At 72.3% G+C, this 17,358-nt stretch carries 17 protein-coding genes and 1 pseudogene; 6 read left to right on the top strand and 12 right to left on the bottom strand.

The window, feature by feature from the left end:
• Positions 1-47 precede the first annotated feature (47 nt).
• Positions 48-356: pseudogene (locus NBZ85_RS33940) on the bottom strand (DJ-1/PfpI family protein); the annotation flags it as partial.
• A 355-nt stretch (positions 357-711) separates the two neighbouring features.
• Here NBZ85_RS33940 and NBZ85_RS02795 point away from each other — a divergent pair.
• Entirely contained in the window at positions 712-1,113 is a 402-nt protein-coding gene (locus tag NBZ85_RS02795; protein WP_261553946.1) for a cupin domain-containing protein, read from the top strand.
• Positions 1,114-1,120: 7 nt separating this feature from the next.
• Here NBZ85_RS02795 and NBZ85_RS02790 read toward each other — a convergent pair whose 3' ends face one another.
• A complete protein-coding gene (locus NBZ85_RS02790) occupies positions 1,121-1,834 on the bottom strand; it encodes a response regulator (protein ID WP_261561470.1) in 714 nt (237 codons plus the stop codon).
• Positions 1,831-3,267, bottom strand: coding sequence for a sensor histidine kinase (locus NBZ85_RS02785; protein WP_261553948.1), 1,437 nt, complete (start codon positions 3,265-3,267; stop codon positions 1,831-1,833). The genes NBZ85_RS02790 and NBZ85_RS02785 overlap by 4 nt, the downstream gene beginning before the upstream one ends.
• A 332-nt stretch (positions 3,268-3,599) precedes the next feature.
• On the opposite strand from NBZ85_RS02785, the gene NBZ85_RS02780 reads away from it, so the two are divergent.
• Both NBZ85_RS02780 and NBZ85_RS02775 read left to right on the top strand, forming a co-directional pair.
• A complete protein-coding gene (locus NBZ85_RS02780; RefSeq protein ID WP_261553949.1) occupies positions 3,600-4,175 on the top strand; it encodes a hypothetical protein in 576 nt (191 codons plus the stop codon).
• A gap of 104 nt (positions 4,176-4,279) precedes the next feature.
• Positions 4,280-5,191 carry a putative protein N(5)-glutamine methyltransferase gene (locus NBZ85_RS02775; RefSeq protein WP_264761151.1) on the top strand — a complete coding sequence of 304 codons (912 nt, stop codon included), beginning with the start codon at positions 4,280-4,282 and terminating at the stop codon, positions 5,189-5,191.
• On the opposite strand, the gene NBZ85_RS02770 is transcribed toward NBZ85_RS02775, so the two are convergent.
• Positions 5,192-6,403, bottom strand: coding sequence for an FAD-dependent monooxygenase (locus NBZ85_RS02770; protein WP_261553951.1), 1,212 nt, complete (start codon positions 6,401-6,403; stop codon positions 5,192-5,194).
• Positions 6,404-6,535: 132 nt separating this feature from the next.
• On the opposite strand from NBZ85_RS02770, the gene NBZ85_RS02765 reads away from it, so the two are divergent.
• Positions 6,536-7,315, top strand: coding sequence for a TetR/AcrR family transcriptional regulator (locus NBZ85_RS02765; RefSeq protein WP_261553952.1), 780 nt, complete (start codon positions 6,536-6,538; stop codon positions 7,313-7,315).
• A 68-nt stretch (positions 7,316-7,383) separates the two neighbouring features.
• Here the strand turns inward: NBZ85_RS02765 and NBZ85_RS02760 are convergent, their stop codons facing one another.
• A complete protein-coding gene (locus tag NBZ85_RS02760) occupies positions 7,384-8,394 on the bottom strand; it encodes a tyrosinase family protein (RefSeq protein ID WP_261553953.1) in 1,011 nt (336 codons plus the stop codon).
• Position 8,395: 1 nt separating this feature from the next.
• Positions 8,396-8,800: a hypothetical protein gene (locus NBZ85_RS02755; RefSeq protein ID WP_261553954.1), complete on the bottom strand. Its 405-nt coding sequence runs from the start codon at positions 8,798-8,800 to the stop codon at positions 8,396-8,398.
• 246 nt (positions 8,801-9,046) lie between these two features.
• On the opposite strand from NBZ85_RS02755, the gene NBZ85_RS02750 reads away from it, so the two are divergent.
• Positions 9,047-9,448 (top strand): DUF427 domain-containing protein, encoded by a 402-nt coding sequence (locus NBZ85_RS02750; RefSeq protein WP_261553955.1) that lies wholly within the window; start codon positions 9,047-9,049, stop codon positions 9,446-9,448.
• Here NBZ85_RS02750 and pip read toward each other — a convergent pair.
• The 3 genes from pip to NBZ85_RS02735 are packed head-to-tail and all read right to left on the bottom strand — an operon-like array spanning position 9,385 to position 11,494.
• Positions 9,385-10,404: a prolyl aminopeptidase gene (gene pip, locus NBZ85_RS02745; RefSeq protein WP_261553956.1), complete on the bottom strand. Its 1,020-nt coding sequence runs from the start codon at positions 10,402-10,404 to the stop codon at positions 9,385-9,387. The two genes, NBZ85_RS02750 and pip, sit on opposite strands and share 64 nt — an antisense overlap.
• Before the next feature lie 14 nt (positions 10,405-10,418).
• Entirely contained in the window at positions 10,419-10,685 is a 267-nt protein-coding gene (locus tag NBZ85_RS02740) for a GNAT family N-acetyltransferase (protein WP_261553957.1), read from the bottom strand.
• A gap of 50 nt (positions 10,686-10,735) precedes the next feature.
• Complete coding sequence (locus NBZ85_RS02735) at positions 10,736-11,494, bottom strand: SDR family NAD(P)-dependent oxidoreductase (protein ID WP_261553958.1); 759 nt, start codon at positions 11,492-11,494, stop codon at positions 10,736-10,738.
• A 198-nt stretch (positions 11,495-11,692) separates the two neighbouring features.
• Between NBZ85_RS02735 and NBZ85_RS02730 the strand changes: the two genes are divergently transcribed.
• A complete protein-coding gene (locus NBZ85_RS02730; protein ID WP_261553959.1) occupies positions 11,693-12,550 on the top strand; it encodes a helix-turn-helix transcriptional regulator in 858 nt (285 codons plus the stop codon).
• Positions 12,551-12,569: 19 nt separating this feature from the next.
• Here the strand turns inward: NBZ85_RS02730 and NBZ85_RS02725 are convergent, their stop codons facing one another.
• The 3 genes from NBZ85_RS02725 to NBZ85_RS02715 form a co-directional block, all read right to left on the bottom strand.
• Positions 12,570-13,808: a VWA domain-containing protein gene (locus NBZ85_RS02725; RefSeq protein ID WP_261553960.1), complete on the bottom strand. Its 1,239-nt coding sequence runs from the start codon at positions 13,806-13,808 to the stop codon at positions 12,570-12,572.
• Positions 13,801-16,227, bottom strand: coding sequence for a DUF5682 family protein (locus NBZ85_RS02720; RefSeq protein WP_261561468.1), 2,427 nt, complete (start codon positions 16,225-16,227; stop codon positions 13,801-13,803). The genes NBZ85_RS02725 and NBZ85_RS02720 overlap by 8 nt, the downstream gene beginning before the upstream one ends.
• Positions 16,227-17,358: ATP-binding protein (locus NBZ85_RS02715; protein WP_261561467.1), on the bottom strand; the 1,132-nt coding region annotated here is incomplete at its 5' end. The genes NBZ85_RS02715 and NBZ85_RS02720, both read right to left, overlap by 1 nt.

Genomic DNA, 17,358 nt, shown 5'->3' with positions numbered 1-17,358 from the left:
AGCCCGAGGTCGAGCGCGGCGGCGCTGCCCGTGGCCGTGCACACGTCGCCGTCGTCGACGAACAGCACGCCCGGTTCGGGCCGTACCTCGGGGTGGCGGCGAGTGAACAGGTCGGCCCACCGCCAGTGGGGCGTGGCCCGGCGGCCGTCGAGCACGCCCGCGGCGGCGAGGGTGAACGTTCCCGTGCAGAAGCTGACCAGGCGAGCTCCGCGGTCGCCGGCCGCCCGGATCGCGGCCAGCACCGACGGTGGCGGTGCGACGAGCGGATCCGGACGGTTCGGCACGATGACCGTGCCGGCGGCGGACACCGCGTCGAGCCCGGTGGCGCCGGACAAGGTGAACAACCCGCCGTGCATGTGGATCTGCGGCCTGGGTGCGCAGAGCGTGCAGTCGTACCGGGGCCGGTCGAGCTCGGGGCGGCGCAGCCCGAACAGCTCGGTGGCGACGCCCAGCTCGAACGGGTTCGACCCGTCATCCACGATCACCGCGATCCGGTGGGCCGGCGGGCGGTCCGACTGCGAGGATCCATGCGACATGCGCGATTCCTAGCACTCGTACATTCCTTTGCCCGGCGGGAGTATTCACGTATGACCCCAGAGCAAGCCCCCCGGGCCTGACCGTCGTCTCGCATCCGCCGATACCTCCGCGGGCTCCGTGTCCACCGGCCCCGCAAACGCCGTCGCGGAGGCAGCGCCTGCCGAACTTCCGCGAGTGCGGCGGGCGGAACCGATCGATCTTGCTGCCGCGCTCGACAGCTTCGAAGAACTGTGGAGTCCCCGCGTCGCCGCCAGGGTGAACGACTACGACATACGCATCGCCAAAGTCGCTGGCGAGCATGTCTGGCACGCGCACTCCGACACCGACGAGTTCTTTCTCGTGCTTGAGGGCACGCTGTACATCAGCCTGCGCGACGGGCTGGACGGAGGGGAACGGGTCGTCATCCTGAACCGGGGGGAGATCTTCGTCGTGCCGCGGAACATGGAGCACCGTCCCGCATCACCGGCTGGCGCATCGATCCTTCTGGTCGAACCCACCGGCACCCTGTCCGTGGGGGACCGCCACGACCTGCTGCCCGACCACGTCGACGCGACGACGGGGCATGCCCTCGACTGAACCACCATCACGAGCTGTTCGATGCGGGCGGGAGCGAGCCGGTGCCGGGGAGCACGGCGCCGAATTCATACGCGGCGACGACGAGCTGTGCTCGATCGCGTGCTCCGAGCTTGGTCAGCAGTCGGCTGACGTGCGTCTTGACAGTCGTAACGCCGACGAACAGCTGCCGGGCGATCTCGGAGTTCGACAATCCCGCTGCAACCTGGAGGAGTACCTCTCGTTCCCGCTCCGTCAACCGGCTCAGTTCCTCGCCCCGGGCTGTGGGCGGCTGCGGCCGCTGGGCGAACTCGGCGATAAGCCGCCGGGTGATGCTCGGGGTCAGCAGCGCGTCGCCGACGGCCACGATCCTGATCGCGGCCAGGAGGTCCTCCGGGCGGGTGTCCTTGAGGACGAACCCGCTGGCGCCGCCGTGCAGGGCCGCGAAGACGTGCTCGTCCTGATCGAAGGTCGTCACCACGAGGACGCGCGTCGCGGCGGTGTCCGGGTCCGCGACGATGATCCGCATCGCCTCCAAGCCATCCATGATCGGCATTCGGATGTCCATGAGCACGACGTCCGGACGCAGCTGCCTGGCCAACCGCACCGCCTGGGCGCCGGTATCGGCCTCCGCGATCACCGAAAGATCGGAAGCGGACTCGACCAGCACCCGGAAGCCTGCTCGTACCAATGCCTCGTCGTCGGCGATGAGAACCCGGACGGAAGCGTCGGTCGCCGGCATCATCGGCCTGCACCGTGCCCGACGGGGCTCGGTCGAACGGAGGCTGGGGGGAGCGCGGGAGACTGCTGGGCGAGCACGGTGGCGGGTGAGATGGGAAAGCGGACCACGACCGCGAATCCACCTGCTGCCCGCGGGCCCGCAGCGAGCGTGCCGGCGAACAGCTCTGCTCGCTCGCGCATCCCGATCAGGCCTAGCCCGGGGCCTGATCCCCTGTCTGGCTCGGGCCGTCGTGGGGCTGGACCGCGTGGTTCACCGGCTGGGTCGGATCGTGACTGATCGCGGTGGCAATCCTCCGTTACCTCGTCTACCTCGTCGCCGAGGTGGTGCGCTGCGCCGCTCGGTGAGACACGGCCGTCGTCGACGATGCTCACGATCAGTTCCCGCGGCCCATCGTGCACGGTGACCTGTGCCTCGGCGGCGTTGGCATGTCGGACCACGTTCGTCAGAGCTTCTTGGACGATGCGGTATACCGAGGTCTCCAGGACCGGCAGATAGCTGCGAGCGGCGCCTGTACGCCGGTATGACGGGTGGAACCCGCGCCGCCGGAGCCCGGCGACCAGATGGTCGAGGTCTGCGAGCTTCGGTTCGGTGATTCTGGCTGGTTCGTCGGCATCGGCGTGATCGCCCACGCACGCCAACCCGGCGACTCCTGCCGGTCCGTCCGCCGCCACCGGTCGATCCGCCTGGCCCGGGACTTCGGCCGGCTCCGCCTGCGGCGGCGTCGTCTGCATCGCTTCCGATCGACCCGATGGCTCCCGGATCTCCTGACGGGTAGCGCGTAGGACCCGGCGCACCTCATCGAGCGCCGAGCGGCTCGTCGTCTCGATCACGCCCAGTGCCTCGTGCGCCTCGCGCGGGTCCTCGAGTAGCCGGGCAACGCCGGAGCGGACCGCGATCAGACTCAGCGTGTGCGACACGACGTCGTGGACGTCTCGAGCTATCCGCAGCCGTTCTTCGGCGCGGATACGGCGCTCCCGCTCCGTGGCCTCTCGGCGCGCCTCCAGCACCAGGCGGGACCGGTAGCGGCGGCGGGTGCGCAAGGCATCGCCTACCAGCCATGCCGCTGCGGCGACAAGCGCCTGGACCTGATCCTGATCCTGATCGGGATACAGCCGCATGGCGACGGCGGTGGCGACCGATATCGCTACGACGGCCATCGTGCCCGCGGCCACCGACGTCCGCCTGGGGTGGCGGTCGGCGACGGTGAGGACGGCGACGCCGAGCGCTGGTCCGGCGTTGCTGACGAGCGGGGTGAAACGGACTCCTGCGAGCGCGGCCGAGCAGAGGACCGCGGTGACGGTGGCGAGCACTGGCAGCGGCCAGCGCCGGGCCGCGATCAACGGAGCGGCGGCGAGCACCCCGAACAGCAGAACATGGGCGGTTGAGCCGTAGCCGTCGGCCCCCGGCGCGACCGTCGGGGTCAATGCGGCCGGCAAGGTAAACAGGGCAAAAGAAGCGAGAACGATCGCGATATCGACCACGCCGAGGGTGGCGCTTCGGTCGGCCCGGTCGAAGGTGCCGGCGGCCGTGGATCCGACGGATGCGCCCGTGGGCGCGGGCGGTTGGGTTGGGCCGGGCGGTGCCGGCGTGGCGAGCGCCATGGGACATGAGGGTAGACGCCGATGTCGGCCCTCGGCGTCCATCCACAGGATGACGCAGGCTATCCGCCTCAGGTCGGATCGAGCCGCTCCGATCCACCCTCCGAAGGGGCCGGAGGGGGTGCTGTCGACGGACGACAGGCCGGTCCAGAAAAGCGACGGTGATGGGCATGAAGCCGCGTCTATCCACTCGCCGGCGGCGGGCGGCCGCAGGGCTCTCGCCCGTCCTGTCAGCGCTGGCTGTGACCGCTCTCAGCGCAGGCGTCGTCTCCGGCGGCGTCACTTACCACGACCGGTCGCCCGTCCGTGCGGGGCACAGCGCGGGCACCGCCGCCTGGGGCCCGCACCTGATCGTACTGATTCTGGCTGGGGCGCTCACCGCCGGGGCATGGCTGCGCCGCCGCCGGCTTCCGTCCGAGCGGCGTCCCCGTGGCCTGTTGCCCGCGCCGCTCGGCCGGCCCGCGGCGCGGCGGATCGGGCTGACAGCCCGCGCCGTCCGGCATAGCCCGGCGGGGCTCTGGCGGCTGGCTGTGCTCGCCCTCTTGGCCGTGCTGCTGCTCTACCTGTGTTGGCGGGCCGGGGTGCAGATGCTCGGCGGATTGGACCCGAATTTCACGGTGAACGCGTGGGGCGGCCCCAGCTATGCGGGTGCGATGGCCTGCCATTACCTCGATCTCGCCGTCGTCGGCACGGTCGCCGCGGGGCTGCTCGACCAGGCCCTGCTGCCGCTGCCGCTGGCCGAGTAGCCCCTGGTAGAGCGAGGTGGGTGGTACTGTGGGCGCCGTCATAGGTGATCGTCTTGAGGAGGTGGGACCCATTTCCGCAATATCAAGGTGGGCGTACTCCTCCCATGATCGCATTAGGTGCAGTCGGGCCTGGTGATCGGGAGGGCGCCCTTCGGTGTTCCGAAAGGCTTCCCGTGTCGTCATCTCCGTCACCCTCGTCACCCTCTTCCCCGGCGGCCCTTGTCGTCCGCCGGCTGCGTGCCGCGGGTTGCGTCTTCGCCGAGGACGAAGCCCGGTTGCTTGTCGCCGCTGCCCGGACCGCCACCGAGCTCACCGCTATGGTCGATCGCCGGGTCGCCGGCCAGCCTCTGGAGCACATCCTCGGTTGGGCGGAGTTCTGTGGCCTGCGGATCGCGATCGAGGCTGGCGTGTTCGTGCCCCGTCGCCGCACCGAGTTTCTCGTCCAGCAGGCCCTCGAGCAGGCCGGTGCCAGTCCCGTCAGGATCGTGGTCGACCTGTGTTGCGGATCGGGCGCGGTGGCCGCGGCCTTGCTCGCGGCCCTGCCCGGTGCCGAAGTGCACGCCGCCGACATCGAGCCCGCCGCGGTGCGTTGCGCTCGGCGCAACCTGGCCGCCGTCGGCGGCCGGGTGCACGAGGGCGACCTGTTCGCCGCGCTGCCCGGAGAGCTGCGCGGAGGTGTGGATCTCCTGGTGGTCAACGCGCCGTATGTGCCGACCGATGCGATCGGCCTGATGCCACCCGAGGCACGGGAGCACGAGCCCCGGCTGGCTCTCGACGGCGGGACTGACGGTCTCGACGTGCTACGCCGGGTGGTCACAGGGGGGCCGTCGTGGCTGGCACCGGGCGGAAGCCTGTTGTTCGAGACCAGTGCGCGGCAGGCACCCTCGCTCGTGGACGCCCTAGCGGGCGCCGAGCTGTCAGCTCGGATTGAGGTGTCCGACGAGCTGGCAGCCACCGTCGTGATCGCGGCGTTCCCGGGCGGCGATCCGGCGAGCCTGGACCGAGGCGGGCGGTGATCAGCCCGGTGAGGTAGCGCCGGCCGGGCGGGGGACGCGGCCGGCGGGGCCGCGGCCGGCGGTGGACAGCCGGCTGCCGAGCCAGCCGGCGGCGGCGGCGGCCGGCCACAGGCGGGTGGCGGCGTTGCGGGCACGGATGCCGGCCCAGGTGGCGGGAATGAGTAGGTGGGAAGCCTGCTCGACGCCGCGCTGGCGTGGTTCGACCAGGCGGCGATGGCGGGCCTCATAACGGCGCAGGGCCGAGCGATGATCGTCGGAGGTTGCGGCCAGTTCCTCGGCAAGCGCGAACGCCCCGGCCATGGCCAGGGAGGAGCCGTCACCGAACAGGGACACACAGGAGGCGGCGTCGCCGACGAGCGCGATCCGGCCGGCCGACCAGGCCGGCACGTCCACCCGGCTCACCGCGTCGAAGTAGAGGTCCTCGCTTGCCTGCGCCCGTGCCAACAGCTCCGGCATCCGCCAGGATCCGGCCGCGTAGGCGCCGGTGAGCATGGTGCGGTGCTGGTCGATGTCGCGATGGTTGAACTCGGCGAGCTCAGGGCGGCGGAAGGCGAAGAACGCGATCGGCCCGGTAGCCGAGGGGTGCAGGGCGACGACTCGGCCCGGCGTGTTGTGCATGACCACCTCGCGCCGGTGCTCGATCGACCCGTTGAACGGCACCGTGGCAGCGTAGAGGCCCAGATGACGTACGAAGTTCGTATCCGGCCCGAAGGCGAGTCGGCGCACGACCGAATGGAGGCCGTCGGCGCCGATGACCAGGTCGAACCGGCGGGGGCGGCCGTGATCGAAGGTCACGTCGACGCCGTGCTCGTCCTGCGTCAGACCGGCGATGGAGTCGCCGAACACGAACTCGGCGTGCTCCGCGCTCGCCGCCTGCAGGATCGAGGCGAGCGCGCCACGGGGAAGTTCGACGTCGCCGCCGCCGGTCGAGCGCGCGAGCGCGCGCAGGTTGACGCGGCCGACGCTGCGGCCCGCCGTGTCCACGAACCGCATTCCCGTCACGTCGGTGGCGGCGGCCCGCAGCCGGGCGAGCACCCCCATCCGCTCCGCCACCCGGAGGGCCTGGCCGCGCACGTCCACGGGGCTGCCGCTGGTTCGCTGCCACAGCCCGCGCTCGACCACCGTCGGCCGGAAGCCGTGCCACGCCAGCCAGTACGCGAGAGTCGTACCGGCGATGCCGGCACCGGAGACGAGCGCCGTCCGGTTGCCCATGCGTCCTCCGCGGTGTGGGGTCGAGGCCGATCGAACTGTCAGCGTATGACCAATTATGAAATCTGGTCAAAAGTTGAATGCGCGGTGTGATGAACGTTGACCAGCTCTCGAACATGGTCATACGGTCATCGCGTGAGCCTGACAGCCGGCCGGTCCCGGGACCCGTCGCGCGGGCAGGAGCGTGCCGCGCGCATCCTCGACGTCACCGAGGATTTGCTGCTGCGCCACGGGGCGCGTCGGGTGACCGTCGAGGACGTCGCCGCCGGCGCGAACATCGGCAAGGGCACCGTCTACCTGCACTGGGAGACGCGGGAGAAGCTGTTCGCCGCGGTTTTCGACCGGGTGGTGGCCCGGGCGATCGCCGAGCTGCTCGCTGCGGTGCGGGTCCAGCCGAGCACCTGCCTGCCGCACCAGTTCGCCCACGACTACTTCCTCGCTGTTATGCATCGCCCGCTGCTGCGCGGGCTGCTGGTCGCCGACCAGGAGCTGCTCGGCCGGCTGGCCCGCCAGCACGATCCCGCCTGGGACGAACGGCATCATCTGGTTTCCGATCGGTACTTCTGGCTGCTCGCCGAACACGGCGTGCTACGCGCGGAGCTCGGGCCCGACGAGGTCGCCTACGCGTTCCAGGCGACGTTCGAGGGCTTCGTGCGGGCCGAGGGGGAGCTGGTCGACGGCGGGGGCGCGGCGGCGCGGGCCGCCGCCCAACCGGCGGTGGCGAACCTGGAACGGCGGGCGGATCTGCTCGCCCGGACCGTCGAGCTCGCCTTCGAGAGCAACCGCCCGGTCGCGGCCGACGAACTGCGCCTACTCGCCGCCGACGTCGTGGACCTGTTCACCGACCTCGTCGACCGCCGCGGCTTCGCAGACCTGGTCGACCGTGCCGAGCTCGGTACCCCGGCCGCGTCCTGATCACCGGTGGCGGCGCCGCGTCGGCACGCACCGGTCTGCGTTGACCTCGGGGGCGGCCGGCGGGCGGGTCAGGGCAGGACGTCGTAGGTGTAGAGAGCGGAGCTGTCGAGCACGCTGCCCGGAGTATCCGGCTTGCTGGCCGGGGTGAACGGGGAGACCAGCGGGTCGTCGATCCGGTGGCCGAGCAGACTCGCCGGGGCCGTCATGTCCGGCTGGTAGTGGCGGCCGTTGCGCCGCATCCACCCTTCCCAGAGTCGGTCGACGTTGCAGTGATGGACGAAGAACACCGGGTCGTTCGGGGAGGATGCCGGGGCCATGTCCCCGCCGACCCACAGATGGACCTGGTTGTGCAGGCCGGGCCCGGTGAAGCCCTCCAGCCGGTTGCGGAACCCCCGGGACGAGATGTCGAAGGGCGGCCGGTCGTAGTCGGCGAGGGTCGGATCCGCCCGGGTGTCGTAGGCGGTGCGCACGTCGCCGGTGCGAGGAAGCCGCGGCGAACCGAACGGAGCGTTCTGGCCGAACCTGCGGGCGAGGCCACGCTCGGCGACCTGGCGCAGAGCGCCGTTCGAGTTCGTCGCGATCCGGACCCGGAAACTCGTCGGGTCGGCGCGGTCGAAGGCGAACGCGCCGCCGCCCACCGGGCTGCCCTGGCCGCCGAAGCCGTCCGGGGTGTCACGCCACAACGCCGAGGCCGCCGGGCTCGCCACCCCGCCCTGCGCGGGCGGCGTGCCGTCGAGCGCCCAGTCCCAGTAGGGCAGGCCGAAGTCCGGGTCGGCGAGCACGCGCTGCAGGTGCGTCTCAAGCCAGCGGAGCATGACCCGGTGCCAGGGCAGGAACACCGGCCCGCGATGCGCGGCGTTGCGGGTTCCGGCGTCACCGCCCGGCGGCACCGCGGTGTTCATCGCGAGGACGTGCCAGATGACGAACAGGTCGTAGGTGTAGACGGGCCGGGCGCGGCCGGGGATGCCGAACCGGTCCGTGGTCAGCGTGGTGGGTTCGTGCTTGAGCAGCCTGATGCCGCGGATGTAGGCGGCACGTGCGGCGTCGTCGCGGAGGATGTCGCGGCGGACGGTGGCCATCTCACCTTCCTCCCGGCATCTCGTGGTCGTCGTGGGTGTGGCTGCCGTGCCCGCCTTCGTGGCCTTCGTGGTTTTCGGATCCGTCCGCGGGCGGCGTCTGCGGGGAGAACTCGTCCGGGAAGGTGCGGATGAGCACCCGCACCAGGTCCACGAGAGAGGGAAGCTGGTAGGCGGGCAGACCGTGGCAGTGCGCCGAGCCATCCTTGGACAGGCCGATGTGTACGTCCAGCGGCCGTCCGTCTACGGAGATCTCGTAGGTGGTCGTGATGACGACGTGATGGCCGTCGAAGTCGTCCACGCGGACGTTGCGGGCCGGACCGGCGTGATCATGCTCGGGCTGTGGGAGGCCCGCAAGGTAGGTCGCAAGGAACGCCGGTTTGGCGGGTTCGGCGGTGTCCGGTTGCATGAAAGTCCCCCCGAGTGTCGGTCAATGCCTTGATGTGGTCGGAGTATCGACCGTGTGTGAGACATTGGCAACAAAGTGTCGTCTAAATGTCGCGCTGAGGTGGCCGAACCCGGGTGCGCGAGGTCTGATCAGACCTGCCGTTCGCGGCCGGCCGTCGCCGTCGCCGAGCAGGCTTGACGGTTCCCGGCAGGCGGCGGAGCCTCTATTCGCGCCGAATCACGCTCCGCCCGGTCTGGAGGAACCCTGATGTCGCGAACGGTCCTGCTGCCGAACGCCGACCATCCGATCACCATCGGACCGACCCGCGGGCGGGTGGTCGTCCAGATCGACGGGCGCGTCGTCGCCGACTCGCACGACTCCCGCACCCTGCGTGAGGCCAGCTACCCGCCGGTGCAGTACCTCCCGATCGCCGATGTGGACCAGAGCGTGCTGCGCCGCAGCGAGACCACCAGTTACTGTCCGTACAAGGGCGACGCGAGCTACTACAGCGTCGAGATGGCGGACGGCACGACGCTCAGAGACGTCATCTGGACTTACGAGACCCCCTACCCGGCCGTCGCCGACATCGCCGGCCGGGTCGCCTTCTACGCCGACCGCGTGGAGATCACCGTTCCCGCCCACGTCGGCGCGCCCGAGCTCCCGTCCTGACCTGCGGCGAACCGGTCAAGCGCGCCGCGCAGGTGGCGGCCCAGCGTGTCGCTGCCGGTATGGCCGGAGTCGGTGACCGGCACGAGTTGCGCGCCCGGCCAGGCGCGGGCCAGTTCCCAGGCGACGTCGAACGGGCCGCCCAGGTCGTGGCGGCCGTGGATCAGTACCCCCGGGATGCCGGCGAGCCGACCGGCGTCACGCAGCAGCGCGCCCTCGTCGAGCCAGGCCCCGTGCGCGAAGTAGTGCGAGCAGATCCGCACCAGCGCGAGCCGGGCCCGCCGCGGGCGAGCGCCGTACGCGCCCGGCTGCCCGTTCGACTCCAGCGAGATGACCGCGTCCTCCCAGGCGCACCACTGGTCGGCGGCCCGTTGACGCACCGCCGGGTCGGGGTCGGCGAGCAGGCGCGCGTAGCCGGCGACGAGGTCGCCGTCACGATCGGCGGGCGGCAGCGCGTCGCGGAACCGTTCCCACTCGGCGGGGAAGAACCGGGCCACGCCCCGGTAGAGCCAGTCGATGTCGGACCGCCGCGTCATCGTCACCCCGGCGAGGACGATCCCCGACACCCGGAGCGGGTGGCGCTCGGCGTAGGCCAGGGCGAGCGTCGAGCCCCACGATGCGCCGTAGAGCAGCCACTGGTCGATCCCGAGGTGCTCGCGCAGCAGCTCCATGTCCGCCAGCAGATGGTCGGTGGTGTTGTGCTGCAGGTCGGTGGCGTGGTCGCCGGCGTGCGGGGTGCTGCGGCCGCAGCCACGCTGGTCGAACAGGACGACCCGGTATCGCTCCGGGTCGAACCACCGGCGGGCGCCCGGCGAGCAGCCCGAACCCGGCCCGCCGTGGATGACAAGCGCCGGCCTGCCGGCCGGGTTGCCGCAGACCTCCCAGTGGACGAGGTTGCCGTCGCCGACGTCGAGCATCCCCGCGTCGTACGGCTCGATCGGCGGATACTGCGATTCCATCGGCCAATCCTGGCCTACCGGTCGCGCCGAGTACCGGCGGTGGTCGCGGTCCTGATCGTGCGGACCCATGCCTCGTAACGACCGACCGGGAGGAAGCCGAGGGCGGCGTAAAGGGCCCGGGCCATCGGCGTCGACTGCAGGGTCGCGGTCCGCGCCCCGTCCTGTTCGGCGACGGCGAGCACGTGGCGCAGCAGCGCCGTCACCAGGCCGCGCCGTCGCCAGGCCGGGGCCGTCCCGACCGTGTAGATCCCGCAGTCGGGGTGCCGTGCCGGAAGCTCCATTCCCCTGCACACCACCTCCTCGCGGGGCCCCAGCCGCCGCTGCGGCCGAGCTAGAGGTTCTGGCCGCCGGACAGTTCGATGCGGGTGCCGTTGGCCCAGCCGAAACCGTCGGCGAGGATCAGCGGCGCGGCCGCGCCGATGTCCTCGGCCTCGCCCACCCGGCCGAGCGGGATGGCGCTCGCGATCGCCTCGTTGAGCTGGGCGTTGTCCCGGAGCCGGCCGCCGCCGAAGTCGGTGGCGATCGCCCCGGGCACGAGCACGTTGACCCGGATGCCCCGCTCGCCGAGTTCCTTGGCCTGGTACCTGGTCAGGACCTCGATCGCGCCCTTCGCGGCGGCGTAGGCGGAGGTGCCCGGATGGGTGTAGCGGGCCAGGCCGGAGGACACGTTGAGGATGCGCCCGCCGTCGGCCAGCAGCGGTAGCAGCGTCTGGGTCAGGAAGAACGGCGCCTTGACGTGAATCCGGAACAACTCGTCGAACTGCTCCTCGGTCGTCTCCGTGAACGGCGCGTACAGGCCGACTCCGGCGTTGTTGACGAGGTAGTCGATGCGGTCGGCGCCGAGGCCGGCGAGCGTCGTGCGGACGCCGGCGGCGAACCCGGCAAACCCCGCGCTGTCGCCCACGTCGAGCTGCAATGCCGCCGCGGGCACCCCCTGCTCCTCGAGCTCCGCCACGAGCCGATCGGCCTCGTCCTTGCGGCTGTTGTAGGTGCCGATGACGCCCACCCCGGCGCGGGCGAGATGGGTGGCCATGCTGCGCCCGAGGCCGCGGCTCGCGCCGGTGATCAGTGCGATTCTGGTGTCGGACATGATTCCTCCCGTGACACGCCACTGGTGCTCGCCATCCACCCTGACGCCGCCGCCGGCCTTCTACGGCGTCCCGGTCATCCCCGGATCGCGAGTCCGGGGATAGCGGGGCCGCTCGCGGTCATGATGGGGACGTCGGGTGGGCCGTGGGCGCACGGTGCCACGTGGGAGCCGGTCGAGTGGAACCGTGGAGGGACCGCTGTGCAGCGCCAGGAGCTGGGTGTCTTCCTACGCCACCGGCGGGAGCTGCTGCGGCCGTCCGACGTCGGGCTGGTCGCCGGTGGCCGACGGCGGGCCGCGGGGCTCCGGCGCGACGAGGTCGCCGTGCTCGCAGACATGTCGACGGACTACTACGAGCGGATCGAGCAGGGGCGTGGGCCGAGGCCGTCGCCGTCGATGCTCGGCGCGATCGCCCGGGCGTTGCGCCTGACGCTCGACGAGCGCGATCACGTCTATCTGCTGGCCGGCCATGAGGCCCCGCCGCGGCATTCCTCGTTCGGCTACGCCGACGCCGGCCTGATGTGCGTGCTGGACGCACTCGCGCCCACCGTGCCGGCGCTGATCTCCGACGACCTGTCCAACATCGTGGCGCAGAACCCGTTGAACGTCGCGCTGCTCGGTCCGATCGCCCACGCGCAGGGCCGGGCACGCAACGTCCTGTGGCGCTGGTTCACCGACAGCGAGCTCCGTGGGCGATACCTGCCCGACCAGCACGACACGCTCGGCCGCGAGCATGTCGCCGACCTGCGGGTGACGCTGGGCCGGCGGCAGGAGGACGAGGCGGTCCGGGCCCTCGTCGCCGAGCTGTCGGCGGCCAGCGCACAGTTCCGCGAGGTGTGGTCGCGCCAGGAGGTGGCGGTGCGGCGAACCACCCGCAAAGTGTTCATCCATCCGGAGGTCGGCCGGCTCGACCTGGAATGCGACGCCGTGGTCAGCCCGCCGTCCGGGCAGCGGCTGGTCCTGTTCCGCCCGCAGCCCGGCTCCGGTGCGGGCGAACGCCTGGAGATGCTCGCGGTCCTCGGCACCCAGACTTTTACCGAGCCCAGCCGTCCGCGCTGACGGCCGCCGGCCGGCGCGGTCAGACCGGGACGAGGCCGTGCAGCGCCGCCCATCCGCCGACCTCCTCCCGGCGCAGCGCCGTGGCCAGCAGCTCGGGGAACCTGTCCGGGGTGCAGGCGAAGGCCGGCGCGCCGAGCTGCGCGCAGGTTTCCGCGAGTTCGTGGTCGTAGGCGGGGGCGCCGTCGTCGGACAGCGCCAGCAGCACGAGGACGGTGACCCCGGACTCGACCAGCCCCCGCAGCCGGGCGATCAGCGAGGACTGGTCGCCGCCCTCGATGAGATCGCTGATCAGAATGAGGATGGTGTCGGTGGGCCGGCGCACGAGACCGGTGCCGTAACCGACCGCGCGGTCGATGTCGGTGCCGCCGCCGAGCTGAACCCCGAACAGCACGTCGACAGGGTCGTCGAGGGAGTCGGTGAGGTCCACCACGGACGTGTCGAAGACGACCAGCCGGGTGCGCAGCGATTTCATGCTCGCCAGCGACGCGCCGAGCACCCCGGCGTAGACGACCGACGAGGCCATCGAGCCGCTCTGGTCGATGAGCAGGATGACATCGCGCAACGCCGCCACCCGCCGGGCCCGCCGATATCCGATCAGCCGGTCGACGATGACGGTGCGCTGCTCGGGCTGGTAGTTACGCAGGTTCGCGAGGATGGTGCGGTTCCAGTCGACGTCGGGCAGCCGCGGCCTTCGGGTGCGTTTGCCGCGGTTCAGCGCGCCGTGCACCGCCGAGCGCAGCGAGTGCGCCAACCGCCGTTGGATGTCCTCGACGACCTTGCGCACCACGATCCGCGCGGTCTCGCGGGTCCGTTCGGGCAGAGCGGACCGCAGGGACAGCAGCGTGCCGACCAGATGCACGTCGGGTTCGGCCGCGGCGAGCAGCTCGGGTTCCATCAGCAGCCGGGCGAGTCCCAGCCGGTGCACCGCGTCGCGTTGGAGGACCTGCACCACCGGCGAGGGGAAGTAGTCGCGGATGTCACCGAGCCAGCGGGTCACCGCCGGCGCCGATCCACCTAGACCCGCCGAGCGCCGCTGCCCACGGCGTCCGGCTGAGTCGCCGTCGGCGTCGTAGAGCGCCCCCAGCGCGGCGTCGATGTCCGCGTCTCGCTTCGACAGCGCCCGCGCCGCGTCGAACGCGGGTGCCGCCGGCGCCCCGAGGACCAGCCGCCACCGCCGCAGCCGCTCCTCCTCCGTCATCTCGTCGACGGATCGCCCCGACCCCGCACCGTCGACGTTTCTGGTCGTGTGGTCAGGCATGGGAGTATTCCTCTTCCGTGCTGGCAGGCGCGGTGCTGGCAGGACCGAGCAGGGCGGCGAGGACGGGCAGCACGGCCGCGACCCGGTCGAGATCCCAGGCCGGAGCACCACCGGCGGGGACCGCGCCGGTTGGCGGAATGGCCGGGGCCGGGCTCCCGCCCGGGATTGCGGCGTCCGCCGGGTCTGTCGCGACGCCGCCCGGCGGGCCGGTGGTCGGCCGGGGCAGGCCGGAGCGGACCCGTTCGCCGATCAGCCGTCGTTCCGGGCCGGTGAAGATGGCGAACGTCCGCCGTAGTGGCGCCAGCACGACGGTGAAGGCGTCCTCGTCGAGGCCGGCCAACCAGGCGTCGACGAGGGAGAGCATCGCGGGGTCGCGGGCCAGCACCGCACCGGACCGGCCGAGGAAGCCGGCGAGCCAGCGCGCGGCGTCCCCGGGGGCTCCGCCGGCCACGGACAGCGCCCGCGCCAGCCTGGTCGCCGCCGCCGCGGCGGCAAGCACGCCGGCGTCGGACAGGATGCGGGTGCACCGCCCGGCGACCAGCGGGTTGCCGCTGGCGGCGGCGACGCCCACCGCCGCATGCCAGCGGGCGACATGTTCGGGGTCGGCGACGAGTCCGAAGGCGGTGTCCGCCGTGTCGATGGCGGCGATCATCGCCTCCGCGGCGTCATCGTCGAGGCTGACGCAGGCCGGCGGCAGCCCGGCGCAGATGCGGGTCATCAGGCTCGTCGTCAGCCCGACGACCAGGCCGGTGTCGGTGTTGCGCACATCGCCGTAGCGGTGGACCCGGGCCAGCGGGGCCAGCGCCAGCATCAGATGGGCGACGTCACCGGTGGTGGCCGCGCGGTGTTCGAGCGCCGCGCGGACCGCTTCGAGCGCGGTGGGCAGGTCCGCGAGGACCACCTGCTCGAACAGGCGGGTGATCGTGGCCAGGTCGGGCGCCGCCCGGGTGCGCAGGGCGACGACAGTGCCCGCGGCGTCCACGACGGTCGCGCCGTGCCGGGCGGCCGCGACGAGTGCCAGCGCGAACGTCGGCTTCCAGGCGAGCGTCCAGGCCTCCGCGAACGTGCCGGTGCTACGGGCCACGGCCGGGACGCCCCAGTCGACGTCGAGCAGGCGCAGCCGGTGCAGCAGGGCGCTGCGTTCCCGGTCGAGCTCGCGGCGCAGGTCCAGGCGCAGCGATTTCTCCGTCGGGGTGGGGGCGAGCCGCAGCTTCTTCTGCGCACGGGCGACGTCGGCGGCCAGCGGCACGGTCGGCACGTCAGGGCCGACGGCACCGACGACATCACCGACGACGAGCTGCTCGCGGACGACGGCCAGCGGCACCGGGTCACCGGCGCACAGCCCGGCGAGCACCGCGTCGGTCAGCTCGGTCAGCCCCGGGACGGCCCGCTCGCGCACCGCGGCGAGGGCCTCGGCGAGCCGCACCGTCTCCACGACCGAGGCCGTCGAGGCGGGCAGGTCGGCGGCCCGCAGGAGCGCCGCGACACGGGCCACCCAGCGGGCGCCGACCTCGTCGGGCGCGGTCCACAGATGCTGGTACCAGCCCGGTGACGTGACGCCGGCGCCGTAGCCGGAGCCGGCGCTCAGCAGCGCGTGCGTCCACGGCACCCACGTCGTGGCGATGCGCACGGGCCGGACGCCGCGCAGCAGCTCGCGGTCGGCGGCGACGGTGGACCGCCCGGCACGGCCGGTCAGCGCGGGGACGTGCCATGCACCGCAGATCACGGCGATCCGACTGGCGGCGTCGGCGCCGTTGCCGGCGGCGCGGATCTCCAGGCGCATGTGCGCTTCCCGCAGCTCCTCGCGACTCGGCACCCCCCGCGACATGTCCGCGCCGGGCTGGGGTTGATCGGGATCGCGCAGTGCCGCCATGGACTCGGCGACGGCGGCGAACAGCTCCAGTGCCGGGGAAGGGCGCTGCGGTGCATCCGCCGGGGCGGTGGCGAGCCGGCGATGTTCGACGAGGTCCTCCCAGAAGCGTTCCGGGTCGTCGTGGCCGGCGGCGAACGCCAGCCAGCCGAGTGGGTCGGACGCCAGCTCCGGCGCCGTCCCGTCATCGGGCGCCGCTGGTTCGTCGGTGGGGCAGGTCTCGGCGTCACGCCGGCGTAACGCCAGGTCGTGGCCGAAGGGCAGGTCGATGAACCGGGTGGGCACGCCGGTCGCGCGGCCGTGCAGCAGGGCCTGCCACTCGGGGGAGAACTCGGCGAACGGCCAGAAGGCGGCGTCGCGCGGCTCGTCCACGGCGTAGGCGGTCAGCGCCACGGGTGGGGTGAGCGTGCTGAGGTGGGTGAGCGCGCTGTCCCCCTCGGGCGGCCCCTCGACGAGGATGAGGTCCGGATCGAGCTCGGCGAGTGCTGTCCGCACCGCCCGCGCCGACCCGGGGCCGTGATGGCGCACTCCCAGGACGGTGACGGGCATCAGGCGCCGCCGGCGACGCTTGCGTCGTCCTCCAGGTCGCGGCAGGCCCGGTACAGGTCCGACCAGCCCCTGCGGTCCCGGACCACGCCTTCGAGGTACTCCCGCCAGGCCACGGGGTCCGTCGAGGGATCCTTGATCACCGCTCCGATGAGGCCGGCGGCCACGTCCTCGGCGCGTAGCCGCCCGTCACCGAAGTGGGTGGCGAGTGTCATCCCACCGGTGATCACGCTGATCGCCTCGGCGGTGGACAGGGTGGCCGTCGGGGTCTTCAGGGTGGTGCGCCCGTCACCGGTGACACCGGCGCGCAGCTCGCGGAAGATCCGCACGACGCGGCGGACCTCCGCGGCGGCCGGTGGTTCGTCCGGCAGCGCCAGCGTTCGGCCGAGGTCGGCGACCCGCCTGGTGACGATCTCCACCTCGGCGTCCTCGCTGGCGGGCAGCGGCAGCACGACGGTGTTGAACCGCCGGCGCAGCGCCGAGGACATCTCGTTGACGCCACGGTCACGGTCGTTGGCGGTGGCGATCACGGCGAACCCGGCGACGGCCTGCACCTCGCTGGCCAGCTCGGGGACGGGCAGGGTCTTCTCCGACAGCACGGTGATGAGCGCGTCCTGCACCTCGGCGCCCATCCGGGTGAGCTCCTCGACCCGGGCGATCGAGCCGCGGGTCATCGCGCGCATCACCGGTGAGGGCACCAGCGCGTCGGGGGAGGGCCCCTCGGCGATGAGACGGGCGTAGTTCCAGCCGTAGCGGACGGCGTCCTCGGAGGTGCCGGCGGTGCCCTGCACGACGAGCGTCGAGTCGCCGCTGACTGCCGCGGCGAGATGCTCGGACAGCCAGGTCTTGGCCGTGCCGGGGCTGCCGAGCAGCAGCAGCGCCCGGTCGGTGGCGAGGGTGGCCACCGCGACCTCGACGAGGCGCCGGGAGCCGATGTACTTCGGGGAGATGACCGTTCCGTCGTCGAGCACGCCGCCGAGCAGGTAGGTGACGACCGCCCATGGCGACAGCCGCCAGGAGGGCGGGCGTGCCCTCGTGTCGGCGGCGGCGAGCGCGGCGAGCTCGCCGGCGTACACCTGCTCGGCGTGCGGACGCAGCAGCGGCGTACCGCCTGCCGTGGGAACGGTGTCGGGC

Origin of the sequence: Frankia tisae (genome assembly GCF_025403405.1) — a bacterium.
In the GTDB taxonomy this organism is placed as follows: domain Bacteria; phylum Actinomycetota; class Actinomycetes; order Frankiales; family Frankiaceae; genus Frankia; species Frankia tisai.
This window is presented reverse-complemented; position numbering and strand designations above follow the sequence as displayed.